The organism is Ponticaulis sp., assembly GCF_029210165.1.
In the GTDB taxonomy this organism is placed as follows: Bacteria; Pseudomonadota; Alphaproteobacteria; order Caulobacterales; family Hyphomonadaceae; genus Ponticaulis.
Genome location: NZ_JARGNT010000001.1, coordinates 1,620,606 through 1,639,746 on the forward strand (window position 1 = coordinate 1,620,606; position 19,141 = coordinate 1,639,746).

The window sequence follows — 19,141 nt, forward strand, 5'->3', positions numbered from 1 at the left end:
ATCATTCGTGTTGACCACCCCAACAAACCTGCTCACGCTTTTGGCGTGGGAAAACGATATTTTCATTTGTCGGGGTTAACCTGACCTTTGATTATCGAAAGGTTTCAGGATGAAGACCCTGATAAGGCAGCTCGCGATTGGTTTCGCGTTGTCGGTGTCGGCTGTCATGCCGTGCACCGCGCAAGGCGTTGTTGAGCGCGTTGAAGGTGAGCTTTTCGTAGACTGGACGCGGTATGAAGAGGCGGTCAGCGCCTCACGCTCTGCTATGATGGGAGCACCTGCGGAAGCCTTGGAAATGGCGCAGGAAGCTGAAATTCATATTCCGATTAATGCGCCTGAACGCGAACGTTCGACTGCACTTGCCACAGTGCTCTGGCTGCAAGCCGAAGCCCAGACGCGAAGTAATGATCCCCGTGCCGCAGAACCTTTGGTTGCGCGTGCGCTCGAGTTGATTGAGGGCCGCAACCAGACAACGACGATCCGCGGAGATTTGTTACTCGCCCAAGGGCGTATTCAGCAGGCACTTGGTAACACCCAGATGGCTTTCGCCAGCTTTATCGATGCCTACGAAGAATACCGGCTGCAGGACTGGGCTAGAGGGCAGGGGGTTTCCCGCCAGAAAATCGGTGATCTTTACAATGATGCGCGCGATTTTGAGCGCGCGATTGAGAACTATGATTTGTCGATGGAGGTCTACGACCAGGAACCTCCGATGACTATGGTGACTGAGAATAATCGTGCCAATGCCCTTCGTGGCCTGGAACGATACCAGGAAGCAGAAGAACGTTATCGCCGCGCGCTTGATATTGCGCGGACGCTGAATTCGCCGCACCTCGTTGCGCGCATTCTCACGAATATCGCTCATACTCAGGTTCTGGGCGGCGATTATGCCGCGGCTGAGGCGACTGCTGATGAAGGACTTGCGCTTATGCCGGAAGGGGAATCCTCCGGCTGGGAGCCATTCTTGTGGGGCGTGAAAGCCGAGGTGGCGTTCGAGCGGCGTGATATCCCTAATGCGCGGCGTTTTATCGCCCGCACATTTACGGGGATGGACCTGACAACCACCCCGATGCCGTTCCGTGAAATGCACGAAACGGCCTACCGCATTTATCAGGCGGCGCTTCAGCCCGAAACGGCGCTCGCCCATCTTGAAGCCTTCAAGCGACTGGAAGACGAGGCGCTTGGTCTCGCTGCGTCGGCCAACTCGGCCCTGATGGCCGCACAGTTCGATTTCGCTAATCAGGAGCTTGAGATCGAGCAGCTGGAAAGTGAACGCCTGCAACAACAAATCCAGATCGCCGAAGCAGAAACCCGTCAGCGCACAATTCTGTTCGCGTCGGTCGGGCTTGGTGCTGTCCTGATTTTCGGCTTCCTCTTGGCGGGTTATGTATCCGTTCGGAAAAGCCGGGATGCGATTGGCCGCGTCAACGAGAAACTCAACGCGACGAATGTCGAGCTAGAGCGCGCAAACAAAGCCAAGTCCGAATTCCTCGCGACGACCAGCCATGAAATCCGAACGCCTTTGAACGGTATTCTGGGCATGTCTCAGGTGTTGCTGCAGGATGGCACGCTGAATGACGAGATGCGCGACCGGCTTCGTGTTGTCCAGTCCGCGGGTAAGTCGATGAAGGCGATCGTTGATGATCTTCTGGACGTCGCCAAGATCGAAACCGGCAATGTCAGTGTCGAGATTGCTCCGTTTGAAACTACACGCCTGTTTGAAGAGGCGACTCTTCTCTGGCGGGGTGAGGCGGAGTCTAAAAATCTCACCCTTGATGTGGAGCTGAACGATATTCCGGAGCTGGTTGAGTCTGATGAGCAGCGCCTTCGTCAGGTCATGTTCAACCTGCTTTCCAATGCGGTGAAGTTTACAGAGGAAGGCAGTGTCGTGCTGCGTGCCTATTGCGAAGCTGATACGGGCGGCAATGACATTCTGCGCATCGCCGTGCACGATACCGGCATTGGTATTCCGGCCGATGAGGTTGAGAATATCTTCAAGCCATTCCACCAGGTCGACGGCGCGATGACCCGCAAATATGCGGGTACAGGCCTTGGCCTCTCAATCTGCGAGAACTTCGTCAAAGCTATGGGCGGAACGATCTCTGTGGAGAGCGAGCTTGGTAAGGGCTCTGAGTTCACCGTGCGCGTACCGGTGAAGGTGCCGGAACAGCCTGCCGCGAATACTGTACTGACTGCGAGTACGCCGGCAACAAGTGCCAAAGATGTGAGCCTCGTCATCTATCAGGATGATTTTATGCAAAAGATGATCTTCGAAGCATTTTTTGCCGATGAGGTTGCCAGTTCTGTCGTGATCGACTCGGCTGAAGACTTTGCAGAGGCCGTCGCGTCTGGCCGTTTCCATATGGCCTTCACCAACCAGACTGACGCTCCAGACCTTAATCCCGATCCGTTGACTCAGCTATTCATCTGGGAAAACCTCGAAAAATCCGGTATACACGGACTGGGCGAATATGAGCCTGAGAATATTTTGAAGTTGATTCAGGCGAGCTTCCCTGAAGATGAAAATTCATCACAACTGAATTCTCCACAGGTTTCAGCGCCGATTTCTGCCGGATGATGACGTGATTAGTTTATTGGCAAGAATATGCTACAACAAAGAGATGGTTAACAGATCGGACGGCAATCTTTACTAATGAAAATCTTATTCGTCGAAGATGATGCTATGAACCGACGCGTGGTGAAGGAAATGCTCACCGCCGCGCGGATCGAAATGCATGAGGCGGAAGATGCTCCTACCGGTCTGAAGATGATTGATGAGGGAGACTACGACCTCATCCTTATGGACTTGCGCATGCCTGGTATGGACGGCATGGAGGCGATCGGCCACATCCGTGCGAGAGACGATGAAAAAGGCAAACTGCCTATTATTGTCGTGACCGCGGATACGGCGCTCAATCTGCGCGGACAGTGTCTGGAGCAGGGCGCTGACGAATTTTTGATCAAGCCTGTTGAAGTGCGCGCTCTGTTTGAAACGATTGCGTATACTATAGCCAAGCGTAAAAAGGCTTAGGCAGGTTATTGCGGACCTGCAGCCGCTAATCTGGAGGCCACCTAATGATAATCCGATTTCTAAGCTGCGTGTCGGCTCTGTTTCTGGCCGCTCTGCCTGCTTCTGCCGATGTTGTTCGCGCGGCGGATGACGGCTTTCAGATCCATCTGGAGCGCACCTCCGAACTTCCGTCCAATCTTCAGTATGCTCGCATGGCGACACTCTCTGATTGGTGGTCTCCGGCGCACACCTATTCCGGCGATGCGGAAAACCTGTCTCTGACAGAAGTTGCCCCGGGCGGTATGTGGGTCGAAACCTGGGACGGCGGCTCTGTGCTGCACGGCGAGGTCATTGCGGCCATGCATCGTGACGGTAATCATATGGTGCGCTTTGATGCATCGCTGGGTCCGCTTCAGAGCATTGGTGTCGAGGCGGTCCTCACCATCTCGATCAATCAGGATGGTGAGGGAAGCAAGGTGGTGATGGACTATTTCGTCACCGGCGCGTCTTTTCAGGCGCTAAGCGATATTGCACCGGTTGTTGATGCCGTTCTGACCGAACAGATCAACCGGCTGGTTGATCCTTAATCGATCACACATGACAACACTCACCCGGCTCTGTGAGAGGGGTGAGTGTCAGATTTACTCGGCCGCTTCAACGGTTTCGGCTTCCGGGTCTTTGAAGATTTCTTCAATCGGACGTTCGAAGAGCCGGGCCAGTGAAAAGGCGAGGGGCAGAGACGGATCGTATTTGCCGGTCTCAATTGCATTGATGGATTGGCGGGACACTCCCAATTGCTCGGCGAGGTCAGCCTGGCTCCATTTTCGCTCGGCGCGGAGCACGCGCAATATGTTCTCCATTACACGCAGGCGCCTTTACCGCGAACCAGCTTGGTCACGCCATAGCTGACGAAGAAGAATGGCAGGATCAGAAAGACCGGGAACGTCTCGATCAACTCAAAGAGTTGCATGAAGCCGATAACGGTCGCTGCGCCGACAGTAATGAGCGCGCCGATGGACATGGCTTCAAGTTGCATCATGCGGGTAAATTCATCGGTCTCCTGAATATAACGCCACATGATGAACAGCACGCCGAAGATCGGCAGAACGGTTGCTGCGGTCAGCAGATAGAGAAACCAGATCGGGTCTGTTTCGAACTGTTTTGAAATCATCGTACCGCCGAGAATAGCTGCGGTGTAAAGCGCCATAAGTGGCCAGAACCAGACCTGATAACGGCGTTTCGCCTGTTTGAATGTTACGTGGGCCATATAAACCTCCTTGCTAAGTGAGGGTGACTTTATGTAAAGCGCACTTGTCTGTCAAGCGTCATTGTCATTTTGTCGTCAAATGACGACATCACTGCGTTCTGACGCGTTTGTAACGGAACAAAATTCAGGCTGGGCCGTATGATATCGGTACACGTATTCTGAATGGAGTAGACCGATATGAAACATCTGATCATTGCATCATCCGCGACAGCCCTTCTGCTGGCAGGGTGTGCGACTGATGGTGGCCCAAGCCAGCGCGTATTGACCGGCGCAGGTATTGGCGCGGTAACAGGCGGCGCTCTTGGCACACTCGCAGGCGGTGATGACGGACGTAACGCTGCCATCGGTGCAGCCGTAGGCGCGATCGCTGGCGCTGCAGTGGGCGACTATATGGACCGTCAGGAAGAACGCCTTCGTCAGCAAACAGCGGGCACTGGCATTGAGGTAGACCGCCAGGGCGACCAGATTTATCTGACAGCCCCGTCCAATGTAACATTTGAGGTCAATAGCGCGTCTATCCAGCCACAATTCTATGGCACGCTGAATGATATTGCCCGCACGCTCGTCGATTATCCGTCCACAGCGGTAGACGTTGTCGGCCACGCAAGTGCAGACGGCCCTGCCGACTATAACATGCAGCTGTCTCAGCGCCGCGCCGTTACGGTTGCAGACTATCTGAATGCACAAGGCATTGATGCGGTACGTCTTTATGCAACTGGCATGGGTGAGACACAGCCGCTTCCAGGCATTTCGCCAGAAGATCCGGCTAACCGCCGCGTAGAAATTGTTCTGACGCCAATTACGCAAGGCTGATCAGCTTTCGAGGCGAAAGTCTCAGGCACAAAAAAAGCCGGTGAGTTAACTCACCGGCTTTTCTTTTTGATCAGAGAGTTGCGTACCAGCTTATTCCGGCATGTCGCGCTTCAGGCGCATTGCGGAGAAGAGGAAGAACACGCCTGCAACGGCATACAGCACCGTCAGAAACAGCATGGAAATACGCGTGCTCGATTGGTTATGCTCTTCACAGAAGACGAACTGTTCTTCGGTCACTGGTCGCTCAAGATCTGAGAGCACTGCATTGCGCGCTTCAACTGAAATCGGACTCACTCTGTTCGAGGTGTCCTCTGACAGGACTGTCCAGAACGATCTGGCTTCACCCGAAGCAATCCGAGCTTCACGTTCAGCAAAGATAACAGCGCGTTCGGCAGCGTCACACATGGAGCGATCCAGAACTTCTGCGTAGCCTGCTTCTTCAAGAGCTGGAGAGAACGCTAAGTCCGACACAATACCTGCTGCGGGCGGGCCCAGGCCGTAGCCAAGCAGGTTCACAACGAAAAGCATGATGGCTGTGGACGTCGCACGGACGCGGTTGGATACGACACCTGCAGCAATAGAATACTGAGCAGCAAGATAGCCGTATTTGATCCCGTTGCCGACGGCGAGGCCGATGACGCAGATCGCGCCGATTGCGGATGTAAATGCCAGTCCAAAGAATGGAACACACAAGATGAGGCCACCTGCGGACAGCCATGCAACGGCCGAAGATGATTTCATCTTGCTGGCGATATATCCGAGGAGGAATGTGCCGATAGCGCCGCCTGCATACGCAGGTACGTTAAACCATACGGATGCTTCACCAGCGGTCAGTCCGAATGCGCGTTGAAGGTACAGGGACTGGAATGCTGAGATGGCGTATCCACAGAACGCAGCCATTGTCGCGCCCGCAACCATCCACCAGTAAGACGGCTTGGAGAAGAGTTCTTTGAAGGCCTCACCAAAGGTTGCGCGCTGGACGTTCGCTTTAGGACCACCCGGCTCTGAGTAACCGCGTGGCGGCTCTTTGACTGTGAAGTAAAGGATCAGGCCGATCACAACGCCCGGAATACCCAGAATGAAGAACGCATAACGCCAGCCGAAATGATCGGCGATCGGGCCAGCGATCAGGTTTGCGCCCAGCGTACCGAGCGTGACGCCCATCGCGTAATAACCCATCGCAGAAGAGCGTTTCTTCGGCGGGTAATAGTCAGCGATCAGAGAATTTGCCGGCGGCGTACAGCCGGCTTCACCAATGCCCACACCGACACGACACGCCAGAAGGACCCAGAAGCCGCCAATGGTGACGCCAAGCAGGGTGATCTCGGTCGCCAGACCACAAAGCGCAGTCATCAGGGACCAGAGCGCCACACAGATCGCGATAATCAGGACACGGTTGCGGCGTTCAGCCAGACGCGCAAGCGGAATGCCCACAATGGTGTAGAGGAACGCAAAGCCAAAGCCTGTAAGAAGACCGAACGCCGTGTCCGAAATTCCAAGCTCTGCTTTGAGCGGACGTGCCACAACTGAAAGAAGTGCGCGGTCAACGAAGTTCAGAATGTAGATGATCAGAAGCGCGTTGAGAACATAGGTACGGTATCCGAATGAACCGAACCCTTCATTCTGCGCCTGTTCCGGCTTGTCCGTCGCCGGATCACCTGAATCGGTAATGTTAGTCATGTATTGCCTCCCGAGAACCGGTAACTAAAACGATTTACTTCGCGAATACCAGACCCATCGGCCGAGAATTATTCCATCTCGCAGCTTTGTGTGTAGGTTGATATCCTGAGTAGCAAAGTGCTACGAAAATCAACTTGGGCGGCGCTTTGTCTGGAGGGGTGGTCGTGCGTTTTGTTTCCGGAATTCTGGGTGGCTTGTTTTGTCTCGGCTTGAGTGCAGGGGCTGACCCGACCATTGAAGACTATGCCGCACCCAGAGAGTTTTTGGCAGCTGACCTGTCCGATGACGGGTCGAAGGTTTCTTTGGTGCATTCGATCGATGGCGAAGAGTTTCTCTGCGTCATCACGGTGGCAGACCGTTCTGAACAGTGTTTTGCAAACCTGCGCGATCTACGCCCGAACTATACGTATTTTCTGGATGACGAGCATGTTCTGGTGCTCGCAACGCAAAGAACACGCGTGCCGCATATTCTGGGCGAGCGGTATGACGAGTCGACCCCGTTTCTCGTGAACATTGAAACTGGCGATGTTGAGCGTCTTGTGCGCCGCGTCTCCAACCTCCATCCCGCACAGACGGGGTTTGGTCGTATTGTGGCCATAAGCCCGGATCGTGAGACGGTCTATATTCCGGCGTTCAACGCATCATCCACGCCTGAACTGGATGTCTTCGCGATTGAAGTCCAGCGGGGGCGTGGTCGCCGCGTTATCCGTGGCGGATCTGATACCACGGGCTGGCTGGTTTCGCCGTCGGGTGATCCGATTGCGCGCGAAAACTATGACAGCGATGAAAACGTCTACACGGTCGAAGTGCCGGACGGGGACGACTGGCGGACCATCTATACGTCCGATGAAGAGTTGCGGACAATCTATCTGCGGGCGGTGGCGCAGGATCGCCAGCACGCCGTTTTCGTGCAGACGACAGCCGAGAGGACAGCCGATGGCGTCTACTTCATGTCGCTGGAGAACGGAGACATTACCGGCCCGTTTCACGTGTCCGAGGGGCGCGAGATCGGGCAGGTGATCAGCAATGGAGATGGCGAGTTTATCGGTGTTGAGTACACCGGAATTTCGGCAAGCTATGCCATGCTGGACGAAGATCTCAACGCAGCGATGGACCGTCTCGTAAACGGCTTCGGCGGCGCGAATATCAATCTGCTTGATCTTAGCGCGGACGGGACGCGTGTCCTCGCGCACGTGTCCGGTCGTCAGTTCTCTGGCAATTATATCGTCTACGATCTGACCACGCAGTCGGTCGCTATCTCGCTTGCCCAGCGCGGATGGATCGACGGCGAGGCGATGGCGTCAGCAGATTCTATCGAATACCAGTCTCGCGACGGCATGACGATTTCTGCCGTTGTCACCACGCCGCGCGGCACACAGCCGGGAAATGGTGATACGCTGCCAATGGTGGTCATGCCGCATGGTGGCCCGGAGTCCCACGATACAATCGGTTATGACTGGATGGCGCAGGCCATTGCCAATGAAGGCTATCTGGTGCTGCAGCCCAATTTCAGGGGCTCATCGGGCTTTGGCGCTGAATTTACAGAAGCCGGCCGCGGTGAATGGGGCGGCGCCATGCAGCACGATGTAACCGATGGTGTCGAGCTTCTCATTCGGGCCGGATGGGCTGATCCGGAACGCATCTGCATTGTTGGCTGGAGCTATGGCGGATACTCGGCGCTCATGAGCAGCGTGCTTAATCCTGAAATGTACCAGTGCACCGTATCAATTGCGGGCGTTTCGGACCTTTATCGTATGCTGAGTGATGTCTCTCTTGATCGCGGTGATGACAGTCAGGCCTATCGTTACTGGACCGACCAGTATGGACGCGCGGGCGTGGACCGTGACGAGCTGGAGCCAATCTCGCCTTACTATCGCGCAGACGAAATTCAGGCGCCCGTACTTCTCCTGCATGGCGACGATGACATGATCGTGCCACCAACGCAGAGCCGTCGCATGGAAGATGAGCTAGATGATGCGGGGCGTCAGGTTCGGATACGGACGTTCTCCGGGCAGAACCACTCCATCATGGACGAGGAGTCCCGCGTCGAAGTTCTGCGTGAGGTCATTAACTTCGTCGACCAGCATATTGGTGGTGAGTAATTGCGCTTCCCCGATGATTTTCGGGGAAGAATAGCAGGCCTCTTGTGGACGCGGCTGAAAGGTTATTCTATCAAATTTACGATTACAGGTTCGTGATGTTCTGTGCGCTGTCGTGGTGCGCAGGCATGACGTATCTGTCCTGTTTTGTAAGAAACCTAGGTGGTATCTGATGACCCTGAAACGCATTCTTGGTTCGCTGTTCTTGGGCGCGGTTCTCTCGCAGGCTGCGCAGGCAACGCCAACCCTCGCAGAGTATGCAGCGAGCCCTGAATATAGCGCGGTAGATTTGTCCCCGAGCGGCTCGATGCTCTCGATTATTCACGAGATTGACGGGCAGGAATACCTCTGTGTGTTCAACATCGCCGAACAAACAGAGCATTGCCATGCCAATGTTCGCGACCTTCGCGCAAACGGCACCGGCTTTATTGACGACGAGCATGTCGCGTTGATCGCATCCGAGCGTACGCGTGCATTCGGTTCGCGCGGCCGGTTCGATCAGGTGTCCATTTTCGTGGTTGATACCGAGCGGGGCGTTGTGAATCCGCTGGCGCGCGATGTGCGTGGTATGCACCCGCGTCAGGCCGGCATGACCGGTATTATTGGTATCGAGGAGGATAGCGAGTACGTTTACGTACCATCTTATAACCGCACACCGCCATTCCGTTATGACGTGTTCCGCGTCAATCTGAATACAGGTAGTGGCCGCCGCGTTCTTCTCGGCGATGCCGAGACGGTTGGCTGGGTCATCACCCGCGACGGTGACGCTGTTTCTCGTGAGAAATACGACATTGAGAGCGGCAATTATTCTATCGAGACACGCCGGGGCGATGACTGGCAGACGATTTTCACGTCGAACGAGCCTCTGCGTGAGCATCAGGTTCGCGGCCTTAGCCCGGATCGGGAAAGCCTGGTCGTTGTTCTGCCGACAGAAGATGAAACAGCTGACGGTGTCTATTACATCAACCTGCAGACTGGCGAAAAAACCGGACCGTTCTTTGTAGAAGAGGGCCGCGAGATCGAAGCGGTTTATCTCAATCAGGATCGTGAGATGACGGGTATCCGTTATTCCGGTCTTCGCCCAGCTTACCACTTCTTTGATGAAGACCTGACGACTGCCATGGACTCGCTAATGGAGCAGTTCCAGGGCACGAGCGTAAGCTATCAAAGCCGCAGCGCGGACGGCTCACGCATCGTTGTCTACGTGTCTGGCCGCTTCTTCTCAGGTCACTATGTCGTTTATGATATCGCATCCGCGAGCATTGTTCTGGTCGTGCCGGAGCGTCGTTGGATCCAGCCTGAAGACATGGCGGTGATCGAGACGATTTCCTACACGACAGATGATGGCTACACTATTCCATCAATTGTGACGTGGCCAAGCAATACCGATATGGCAAACCTTGAGCCTATGCCGATGATTGTCATGCCGCATGGCGGTCCGGAAGCTTACGACCGCATGCAGTATGACTTCCTCGCGCAGTCTATCGCTAATCAGGGCTATCTCGTCTTCCAGCCAAACTTCCGTGGTTCGGACGGCTTTGGCCGTGCCTTCACAATGGCAGGTCGCGGCGAATGGGGCCGTGCGATGCAGCAGGACGTCACCGATGGCGTGAACATTCTCATTCAGGAGGGCTGGGCTGACCCTGACCGCGTTTGTATCGTCGGCTGGAGCTATGGCGGCTATGCTGCGCTTGCTGGCGGTGCGTTTACACCGGACCTCTATAACTGCGTTGTCGCGGTTGCTGGCGTTTCTGATCTGCACGCAATGCTGCGTTATGAAGAAGACCGCTATGGCGTAGACAGCATGCCATATCGCTACTGGGTGGATCAGTTCGGCCGTGACGGTGTTGAGCCGGAAGACCTCGCGCCACGTTCAGCCGCTATGCACGCTGAGGCGTTCCAGGCGCCTGTGCTTCTTCTGCATGGTGAGGACGATCTGATTGTTCCTGACGAGCAAAGCGAGATCATGGCTGAAGCGCTAGAAGCCGCCGGTAAATACTATGAAATCCGCACATTCCCGGGCCAGAACCACTCCATTCTGGATGAGGGCTCCCGCGAGGGCGTGCTGCAGGAAATCATCACCTTTGTGAACACTCACATTGGTCCGGCACAATGACAAATGAGGAGCTCAGGGCCTTGGCCCTGAGCTTTCCCGACGCCTGCGAAAAGCCCCATTTTGATAGGGGAAGTTTCCGGGTTGATCTGCCAAAAGGCAAAATCTTCGCCACGCTTCTGGAGGCGGACCTGTCCGTGAACCTTATGTTGACGCCTGACGAACAGGACATGCTGGTAGAAGCAGAGCCGGAGCTATTTAGCAAAATTCCGAACAAGTGGGGCGAAAAGGGAGCTACAAAAATGGCTCTGCCCGCGTGCGATGACGCAACCGCACGTTCGGCAATTGCCATGGCCTGGCGGCATGCCGTGCCACCCCGCTATCTCTAATTAGTTCTACTCGCTCACCACGCAGTAAGAGAGGTCGGCAGTGCGGGTATCACGCGCCTGAACGACGCAGTAATTCTGAGTGTCAGCGCGGAAGGTTACACCATGTGACATGCGGACAATTGGCATGTCGGGGCAGCGGCCACCATCGGCGATAAGCGCCATCAATCTGTTGATCTCGCTATTGCCATTGCCATCGGCAAGCTCGCTGCCTTCCGGGCAGGTGCGGTCGCCATAGACGAGCATACGCCCTTCCGGCAGTTCAATGTCGTCAAATGGTGGTGGCAGTGTGTCTTCCGCCATGACGGCAGGTGCAGATGCGCAGGCAGTAAAGAGCGCTGCGAGTATCGCAGTGTATTTCATTCAATGAATTCCCCTGATTGTACGTCCCGAGCTTACGGTTGCACTATTCTGCGGGGGCAGCAATGCCAGAGCTGTATTTACACTGACGGGTGCAAAAAAGCCGGGGCGTGAACCCCGGCTTTGCAGTCGGGCGACAACATGGCCGCCCGTGGAGGAATCGTTCGCCTTACGCGGCCGCTTTTTCCTGCTTTGCTGGCGGGAAGCGGGAGTAGAAGGTCTCGCCCTTCTCAGCCATTTCGCGCAGCATTGCATTCGGACGGAAGCGTTCGCCGTGCGCGTCAGCAAGACGGTCAGCTTCTGCAACGAAGGCTTTGATGCCCCATTTCAGGTCCATGTAAGACGCACAGCCGCCTGTGTATGGTGCAAAGCCCCACGCCAGGATCGAGCCGATATCCGCGTCACGTGCGTCTGTGATCACGCCTTCTTCAAAGCAGCGCGCAACTTCGATACACTGACGGAAGAGGAAGCGCTTGGTCAGCTCTTCTTTGAGTTCCGGCGGGCACTCGTCGACTTTCACTTCCAGCTTGTCGGACAGGTCCGGCCAGAGGCGCGTCGGCTTGCCGTTATCGCCATACTCGTAATAGCCCTTGCCGGCTTTACGGCCGACGCGGCCTTTGTCTTCCACAAGCCATGCAAGGAACTGGCTGGATGGCTGCTCATTCGCATCAACGCCCGCAGCTTTGGCGTATTGGCGACCAATTTTCAGCGCCGTGTCGAGGCCGACGGAGTCAGAGACTTCCAGCGGGCCCATTGGCATGCCGCACTGACGGCCGACATTCTCGATGATGGCTGGCTTGATGCCTTCCATCAGCATTTCCATGCCTTCCTGCGTGTATGTGCCGAAGCAGCGTGATGTGTAGAAGCCGCGGAAATCGTTCACAACGATTGGTGTTTTGCGGATCTTCAGAACATAGTCGATTGTCTTGGCAAGAGTCTCTTCGGTGGTTTTGTCACCGAGGATGATCTCGACAAGGCCCATACGCTCAACCGGTGAGAAGAAGTGGACGCCGATATAGTTTTCAGGGCGGACAGATGCTTCTGCGAGGCCGGTGATCGGGAGGGTAGAGGTGTTAGAGCCCATAACAGCTGTTTCGCTGAGGTGCTCTTCAGCCATTTTCGTGACTTTGGCTTTCAGCTCTGTGTCCTCGAACACGGCCTCAACCACAATGTCTGCGCCCTTGATCTGGGAGTAGTCTGTGCTTGGCGTGATGAGGGAGAGAATGCCGTCAGCTTTCTCCTGGCTCATCTTGCCGCGAGAGACTTGCTTGTCGAGGATGCGCTTGGAGTAAGCCTTACCTTTCTCGGCGCTCTCCTGAGAGACGTCGAGAAGCACAGTTTCAATACCAGCCATCGCCTGAACGTGGGCAATACCCGCACCCATAAGGCCCGCGCCGAGAACCGCTGCTTTCTTCACTTCGTATTTTGCAGGCGCTGCCGGACGGGATGCGCCCTTGGAGAGTTCCTGCATGGAAACGAAGAGCGAGCGGATCATGCCTTTAGCTTCCGGACGCTGCTGCGTGTCGATGAAGTAGCGTGTCTCGATGCGAAGACCTGCATCGATCGGCACCTGAGAGCCTTCATAGAGGCATTTCAGAATGTTCGTCTGCGCCGGATAATTGCCATAGGTTTTCGATGAAATCATCGCATTGCCCATGGTAGAGATCTGGGTCGCCTTAGGGTGCTGGTTTGGAACGCCGCCCGGGAATTTGAAGCCTTTTTCGTCCCATGGCGCTTTCGCGTTCGGGTTGGCTTTTGCCCATGCTTTGGCTTTTTCAACCAGCTCAGCTGTTGGCGCGAGTTCGTTGACGACGCCAAGACCAAGTGCCTCGTCAGCTTTCATGGACTTGCCTTCCAGAATGTACTGGCTGGCAGCCATCAGGCCGATCAGACGTGGCAGACGCTGCGTGCCGCCTGCGCCTGGCAGAAGGCCGATTTTCGCTTCTGGCAGACCAAGCTGGAGCTTAGGATTGTCGTTCGCCGCAACGCGGTAGTGACACGCGAGCGCGAGTTCCAGACCGCCGCCGAGCGCGAGGCCGTTGATTGCCGCAGCAACCGGCTTGCCGCAGGTTTCCAGCTCGCGGAAGGTTTTGTTCAGCACGAAAGACCGGTCAAACGTTTTTTTGAGTTTTGTCTGCTCGTCTTCGTCTTTTGCGGCGTCGCCACCTGCGGATTGGTTCATTTCGCCAAGGTCAGCGCCCGCGCAGAAGCCTGATGGCTTGCCGGATGTAATGACGAGGCCTTTGATCTTATCATTGGACGCAACTTCAGCGGCCAGAGCGACAATATCCTGAACGACCTGACCGGTCAGAGTGTTCATGGAGCGGCCTGGTACGTCGAAAGTTGCCAGCGCAATGCCGTCGCCGTCGATTTCGAATTTGAATGTTTCGAGGTTCATTAGATTTCCTCTGAATTATGAGTTCTGTTCGTCATGATCTGATGTCTTTTTTCGCTTCAGCATGGCTTCGCCAAACACTGGTGCGAGTAGTAATCCAAAGGGCAAACCAATCCCCAGAAAGGCCATGTTGCCGATGGCAAGCGCGAAGGATACGCCAAGTGCGATCCCCAGCCCCATGCCGATCGGGAGGCCTGTCACGAGTGCGGATGGTTTTTTCGGATCAGACATGATCAGACGCGCTCGATAACTGTTGCTGTGCCCATGCCCGCACCGACGCAAAGCGTGATGAGAGCTGTCTCTTTGTCTGAGCGCTCAAGCTCGTCGACCATTGTGCCGAGGATCATGCCGCCGGTCGCGCCGAGCGGGTGACCCATAGCGATCGCGCCGCCGTTTACGTTGATCTTGTCGTGCGCAATGTCGTGCGCCTGCATGAAGCGCAGAACCACAGACGCGAACGCCTCGTTCAGCTCGTAAAGGTCGATGTCAGACGCTTCCATGCCGAGCTTTTTGAGAAGCTTGGTGGTCACGAATTCCGGACCAGTGAGCATGATGGACGGTTCAGAACCGATAGAAGCAAAGCCTTTCACGCGTGCACGTGGTTTAAGGCCCAGCGCGTCACCCATTTCCTTCGTGCCGAAGAGAACAGCAGACGCACCATCAACGATACCGGAAGAGTTACCCGCGTGGTGGACGTGGTTGATTGCTTCGACTTCCGGGTAGCGACGCTTCACAACTTCATCAAAGCCCATGCCGCCAAGACCGGCAAAGCTAGGGTTGAGGCCAGCCAGAGACTGCATGTCTGCTTCCGGACGCATATGCTCGTCACGGTCGAGGATAACAGCGCCCATCTGGTCTTTCACAGGCACGATAGACTTGCCGAAACGGCCTTCTTCCCAGGCTTGCGCGGCGCGGCGCTGGCTCTCTACAGCGAAGGCGTCAACGTCATCGCGGGAGAAGCCGTATTTCGTCGCGATAAGGTCCGCGCCGATGCCTTGCGGGGCAAAATAGGATTTCAGGGCAATGCTCGGGTCTGTTGACCATGCGCCGCCATTAGAGCCCATAGGGACGCGTGACATTGCTTCAACGCCGCCGCCGATTGCCATGTCCGCTTCGCCAGTCATAACTTTCGCGGCTGCCATGTTACAGGCTTCAAGGCCTGAGGCGCAGAAGCGGTCAACCTGAACGCCGCCTACGGTTTCAGAATAGTCTGCGTTCAGAACAGCAATACGCGCAATGTCTGAGCCTTGCTCGCCAACCGGAGAGACGCAGCCGAGAACCACGTCGTCCACTTTTGAAGTGTCGAGGTCGTTACGGTCGCGTACAGCCTGAAGGGCCTGTGTTGCGAGGCTAAGCGCGGTGATTTCATGCAGCGCGCCGCTGGCCTTTCCTTTCCCGCGCGGTGTGCGCACCGCGTCATAAATATATGCTTCTGCCATTTGGTGTTCTCCCTTTCGGATCTTTTATACCGGTGTCGGAAATTTCATAAGCATGGCGCTCGACGTGGCGCGTACGCAAAGGCGTCCGCGTTCATCGAACAGCTTGCTCTCAAGATAGGCGACTGAACGTCCGAGCTGTGTAACCTCTGCCTCGCAGATAACGGGACCAAGGCGCACCGGACGCAGATAGTGAGCGTGCAGGTCAATCGAGCTCGACATGTATTTGCCGCCCGATTTTACCAGCACTGCTGGGCCCATAGTGTCGTCCAGCATGGCCATCAGGAAACCGCCCTGAATCACGCCTGCCGGGTTCAGAAACTCGGGCTTTGGATTGAATTTGATTTTGATCCAGCCGCGCGCACTCTCGGCATCCTGAAATTCGAAGCCAAGATGCTTCGCAGCCGCCGGCGCTGCCGGGCTGTCATTTCTGAAAAACTGTGCCGGATCAAAATCGGACATCAGATTACATTGTCCTCGCAATCAGCATCTTCATGACTTCGTTTGCGCCGCCATAAATGCGCTGGACACGGCTGTCTGCGTACATCTGGGCGATCGGATATTCATCCATATAACCATAGCCGCCATGCAATTGGAGGCATTCGTCCACGATTTTACATTGCAAATCGGACACCCAGTATTTCGACATACTGGCCGTCGCAGAATCCAGTTTGTTTTCAAGGAGTAGGTCGGTGCAGCGATCGACGAACACTTTTGCGACAGTTGCCTCGGTTTTGCATTCTGCCAGCTTGAACTGGGTGTTCTGGAAGTCCCAGATGGTTTTGCCGAAGGCTTTGCGCTGCTTTACATACTCAACGGTGACCTGGATGGCGCGCTCGATCGTAGCCATGCCTTGCACGCCGATAATGTGACGCTCCTGCGGAAGCTTCTGCATAAGCTGGATGAAGCCCATGCCTTCCTTGCCGCCGAGCACCGCGTCCGGGCCGAGCTGAACATCATTGAAGAACAGCTCTGAAGTATCAGCCGCATGCTGGCCGATTTTCTCAAGATTGCGGCCGCGCTCAAACCCTGCTGCGCCATCGGTTTCAACAAGCATGATGGAGACGCCTTTGGCGCCTTCGGTCGGATCCGTCTTTGCGCAAACGAGGATGAGGTTGGCGTTCTGGCCATTCGAGATGAAGGTCTTCGAGCCATTGAGAACATAGCCGTCCGCATTCTTCTTTGCGGTGGTTTTGATGTTCTGAAGGTCAGAGCCCGTGCCTGGCTCTGTCATGGCGATGGCGGTGATGATTTCGCCAGTCGCGATTTTCGGCAGGTATTTCTGCTTCTGCTCTTCAGTGCCAAAGCTCTCAATGTACGGCGCGATAATGCCGTTATGGAGGGTGATGCCGAAGCCATCGATACCCTTCCAGCCCATCTGTTCTGCGATGATGGCTTCGTGACGGAAGTCGCCGCCCATGCCGCCATATTCTTCGGAAACAGAGGCGCCGAGAATGCCCATCTCACCGGCTTTGAGCCACATCTCTTTGGGAACAATGCCGTCATTTCGCCATTGCGGTACGTGCGGTGCGCATTCCTTTTCAAAGAACTGTCCAACCGAGTCCGAGAAGATTGAAACTTCTTCGTCGAGACGCCAGCCTGAGGCCGGAATATCGAGAGGTGATTGCAGCATATTTCCCTCCGAGATTTTTATGTAACGTTTGCGTCAACGATATAGGCATTCCGCAGAGCTTTGTCGCCCCGTGACGTTGCGGTAGGCGCGCCCGAAAAATGCAGTATTTCGGCGGAAAAAGCGTGAACCGGGCCTGCTGGAGGCCCGGTGTCTGAATAGGTTTGAAATTTAGAACGCGTCAGCTTCCAGAGCCATCACGCTGTCTGCGCCCGCTTTCAGCATATCAAGGTGGGAGCCGGCTTTCGGCAGGACGCGTTCCATATAGTAGCGCGCTGTTTTCACCTTGTTGGCGTAATATGGATCAGAGCCGTCATCCTTTTCGAGCGCCGTCTTCGCCATCATGGACCACATATAGGCCATGGCTGTGTAGCCGAAGAGGTGGACGTAGTCGGTGGATGCTGCCGCCGCATTGTTGAAGTTGGAGAGGCCGTTCTGCATGAGCCATGTCGTGCCAGCTTCCAGCTTTTTCTTCGCGTCGGAAAGTGCGTCCGTAAAGAGTTTCATGTCGCCATTGTCAGCGTTTTCGCCGACGAAATCGTCCATCTCTTTGAAGAAGGTGAAGATTGCGCGGCCACCATTTGCCGCCAGCTTGCGGCCGACAAGATCGAGCGCCTGAATGCCGTTCGTGCCTTCATAGATCATCGCAATACGCGCATCACGCATATACTGCTCAACGCCCATTTCTTGCGTGTAGCCAATGCCGCCGTGAAGCTGCAGGCATTCAGACGTCGTCTTGAAGCCGATGTCTGTGAGGAAGGCTTTTGCGACAGGTGTCATGAGAGCCATATAGTCGCCGGCTTTCTGGCGCACGGCGTCGTCCTGAGACTTGTGCAGAAGGTCGCCGTAAAGTGCCGTCCAGAACATGAACGCACGGGCACCTTCGGTGAAGGCGCGGCTATCCATCAGCATGCGACGTACATCCGGGTGGACGATGATCGGATCAGCTGGTTTTTCTGGTGCGGCCGGACCAGAGAGCGCGCGGCTCTGCAGGCGGTCACGGGCAAAATCAGCGGCGTTCTGGTAAGCGATCTCGGCCTGGGCGAGACCCTGCATGCCGACGCCAAGGCGCGCTTCGTTCATCATGACGAACATTGTGCGCATGCCTTTATGCTCTTCACCAACGAGCCAGCCTGTCGCGCCGTCATAGTTCATGACGCAGGTTGCATTGCCGTGAATGCCCATCTTTTCTTCAAGGCCGCCGCACTCAAGTGCGTTGCGCTCGCCCGGATTGCCGTCAGCGTCCGGAATGAATTTCGGCACAACGAAGAGAGAGATGCCTTTAATGCCTTCAGGTCCGCCTTCAATGCGTGCGAGCACGAGGTGGATGATGTTTTCAGACAGGTCCTGCTCACCGCCGGAAATCCAGATTTTCTGGCCAGTGATTTTGTAAGAGCCGTCAGCTTGCGGAACGGCTTTCGTTTTGATCAGGCCGAGGTCTGTGCCGCACTGAGGTTCAGTGAGGTTCATCGTGCCCGACCATTTGCCGTTGATCATCTTCGTGACGTAGGTCTGTTTCTGGTCTTCAGAGCCGCCCGCGAGCAGCGCCTGATACGCGCCATGGGTAAGGCCGGGGTACATGGAAAAGGCCATGTTGGACGAGGACTGCATTTCGTTGATCGCGATATTCACAACGCCCGGCAGACCCTGACCGCCATATTTCGGGTCAGCTGAAAGCGAGAGCCATTCCGCATCAACAAGCTGCTCGTAAGCGGCAGGGAAGCCGTCTGGCGTTTTGACCGTCGCGTCCGGATTACGTTTGCAGCCTTCCTTGTCGCCGGAATAGTTCAGCGGGAACAGGACATCTTCAGCGAATTTCGCGCCGCCTTCGAGGATCTGGTCGATCAGATCAGGTGAGGCGTCAGAGAAGCCTGGCAGGTTGGAATAATTCTGTAGCGAAAGCACATCGTGAAGGATGAACTGCATGTCGAGAACAGGAGCCTTGTAACGTGGCATAAGTCTTTTCTTTCTTTAAGTAAGGTGCCGAGTTTTTGCTGACAGCGTCAGGGCCG

The 19,141-nt window shown here is 55.5% G+C and carries 17 protein-coding genes; 7 read left to right on the forward strand and 10 right to left on the reverse strand.

The genetic code is table 11. The features are described 5' to 3' along the window. Positions 1 to 109: 109 nt before the first annotated feature. From P1U45_RS07960 to P1U45_RS07970, 3 genes are all read left to right on the forward strand, one after another. Positions 110 to 2,578 carry an ATP-binding protein gene (locus tag P1U45_RS07960; RefSeq protein ID WP_301058588.1) on the forward strand — a complete coding sequence of 823 codons (2,469 nt, stop codon included), beginning with the start codon at positions 110 to 112 and terminating at the stop codon, positions 2,576 to 2,578. A gap of 75 nt (positions 2,579 to 2,653) precedes the next feature. Continuing rightward, positions 2,654 to 3,031: a response regulator gene (locus tag P1U45_RS07965; RefSeq protein WP_293609621.1), complete on the forward strand. Its 378-nt coding sequence runs from the start codon at positions 2,654 to 2,656 to the stop codon at positions 3,029 to 3,031. A gap of 44 nt (positions 3,032 to 3,075) precedes the next feature. Beyond that, positions 3,076 to 3,597 (forward strand): hypothetical protein, encoded by a 522-nt coding sequence (locus P1U45_RS07970; protein ID WP_301058589.1) that lies wholly within the window; start codon positions 3,076 to 3,078, stop codon positions 3,595 to 3,597. A 54-nt stretch (positions 3,598 to 3,651) separates the two neighbouring features. On the opposite strand, the gene P1U45_RS07975 is transcribed toward P1U45_RS07970, so the two are convergent. Together P1U45_RS07975 and P1U45_RS07980 are read right to left on the reverse strand one after the other, a co-directional pair. Beyond that, on the reverse strand, positions 3,652 to 3,870 hold the full coding sequence (locus tag P1U45_RS07975) for a helix-turn-helix transcriptional regulator (protein WP_366144968.1): 219 nt from the start codon (positions 3,868 to 3,870) through the stop codon (positions 3,652 to 3,654). After that, a complete protein-coding gene (locus P1U45_RS07980) occupies positions 3,870 to 4,277 on the reverse strand; it encodes a hypothetical protein (RefSeq protein ID WP_301058591.1) in 408 nt (135 codons plus the stop codon). Before P1U45_RS07980 ends, P1U45_RS07975 begins: the two co-directional genes overlap by 1 nt. A gap of 177 nt (positions 4,278 to 4,454) precedes the next feature. Between P1U45_RS07980 and P1U45_RS07985 the strand changes: the two genes are divergently transcribed. Then, positions 4,455 to 5,090, forward strand: a complete 636-nt coding sequence (locus tag P1U45_RS07985; protein WP_022694412.1) for an OmpA family protein — start codon at positions 4,455 to 4,457, stop codon at positions 5,088 to 5,090. Between the two features lie 90 nt (positions 5,091 to 5,180). Here the strand turns inward: P1U45_RS07985 and P1U45_RS07990 are convergent, their stop codons facing one another. Further along, positions 5,181 to 6,770 (reverse strand): MFS transporter, encoded by a 1,590-nt coding sequence (locus P1U45_RS07990; RefSeq protein ID WP_301058592.1) that lies wholly within the window; start codon positions 6,768 to 6,770, stop codon positions 5,181 to 5,183. 164 nt (positions 6,771 to 6,934) lie between these two features. On the opposite strand from P1U45_RS07990, the gene P1U45_RS07995 reads away from it, so the two are divergent. The 3 genes from P1U45_RS07995 to P1U45_RS08005 all read left to right on the forward strand — a co-directional run bounded on the left by P1U45_RS07995 (position 6,935) and on the right by P1U45_RS08005 (position 11,311). Continuing rightward, positions 6,935 to 8,872, forward strand: coding sequence for a S9 family peptidase (locus tag P1U45_RS07995; RefSeq protein WP_301058593.1), 1,938 nt, complete (start codon positions 6,935 to 6,937; stop codon positions 8,870 to 8,872). A 169-nt stretch (positions 8,873 to 9,041) separates the two neighbouring features. Next, the gene (locus tag P1U45_RS08000) at positions 9,042 to 10,985 is read left to right on the forward strand and encodes a prolyl oligopeptidase family serine peptidase (protein WP_301058594.1); all 1,944 of its coding nucleotides are present in this window, start codon (positions 9,042 to 9,044) and stop codon (positions 10,983 to 10,985) included. Positions 10,986 to 11,005: 20 nt separating this feature from the next. Next, positions 11,006 to 11,311 (forward strand): MmcQ/YjbR family DNA-binding protein, encoded by a 306-nt coding sequence (locus P1U45_RS08005; protein WP_301058595.1) that lies wholly within the window; start codon positions 11,006 to 11,008, stop codon positions 11,309 to 11,311. Positions 11,312 to 11,317: 6 nt separating this feature from the next. Here the strand turns inward: P1U45_RS08005 and P1U45_RS08010 are convergent, their stop codons facing one another. From P1U45_RS08010 to P1U45_RS08040, 7 genes are all read right to left on the reverse strand, one after another. Further along, complete coding sequence (locus P1U45_RS08010; RefSeq protein ID WP_301058596.1) at positions 11,318 to 11,671, reverse strand: hypothetical protein; 354 nt, start codon at positions 11,669 to 11,671, stop codon at positions 11,318 to 11,320. Between the two features lie 166 nt (positions 11,672 to 11,837). Continuing rightward, the gene (locus P1U45_RS08015) at positions 11,838 to 14,066 is read right to left on the reverse strand and encodes a 3-hydroxyacyl-CoA dehydrogenase NAD-binding domain-containing protein (RefSeq protein ID WP_301058597.1); all 2,229 of its coding nucleotides are present in this window, start codon (positions 14,064 to 14,066) and stop codon (positions 11,838 to 11,840) included. A 15-nt stretch (positions 14,067 to 14,081) separates the two neighbouring features. Then, positions 14,082 to 14,294 carry a hypothetical protein gene (locus P1U45_RS08020; protein ID WP_301058598.1) on the reverse strand — a complete coding sequence of 71 codons (213 nt, stop codon included), beginning with the start codon at positions 14,292 to 14,294 and terminating at the stop codon, positions 14,082 to 14,084. 2 nt (positions 14,295 to 14,296) lie between these two features. Beyond that, a complete protein-coding gene (locus P1U45_RS08025; RefSeq protein WP_301058600.1) occupies positions 14,297 to 15,502 on the reverse strand; it encodes an acetyl-CoA C-acetyltransferase in 1,206 nt (401 codons plus the stop codon). A gap of 24 nt (positions 15,503 to 15,526) precedes the next feature. After that, a complete protein-coding gene (locus tag P1U45_RS08030; RefSeq protein ID WP_301058601.1) occupies positions 15,527 to 15,961 on the reverse strand; it encodes a PaaI family thioesterase in 435 nt (144 codons plus the stop codon). Positions 15,962 to 15,965: 4 nt separating this feature from the next. Continuing rightward, the gene (locus tag P1U45_RS08035) at positions 15,966 to 17,132 is read right to left on the reverse strand and encodes an acyl-CoA dehydrogenase family protein (RefSeq protein ID WP_301058603.1); all 1,167 of its coding nucleotides are present in this window, start codon (positions 17,130 to 17,132) and stop codon (positions 15,966 to 15,968) included. A gap of 168 nt (positions 17,133 to 17,300) precedes the next feature. Then, positions 17,301 to 19,085 (reverse strand): acyl-CoA dehydrogenase C-terminal domain-containing protein, encoded by a 1,785-nt coding sequence (locus P1U45_RS08040; protein WP_301058605.1) that lies wholly within the window; start codon positions 19,083 to 19,085, stop codon positions 17,301 to 17,303. Positions 19,086 to 19,141: the final 56 nt, after the last annotated feature.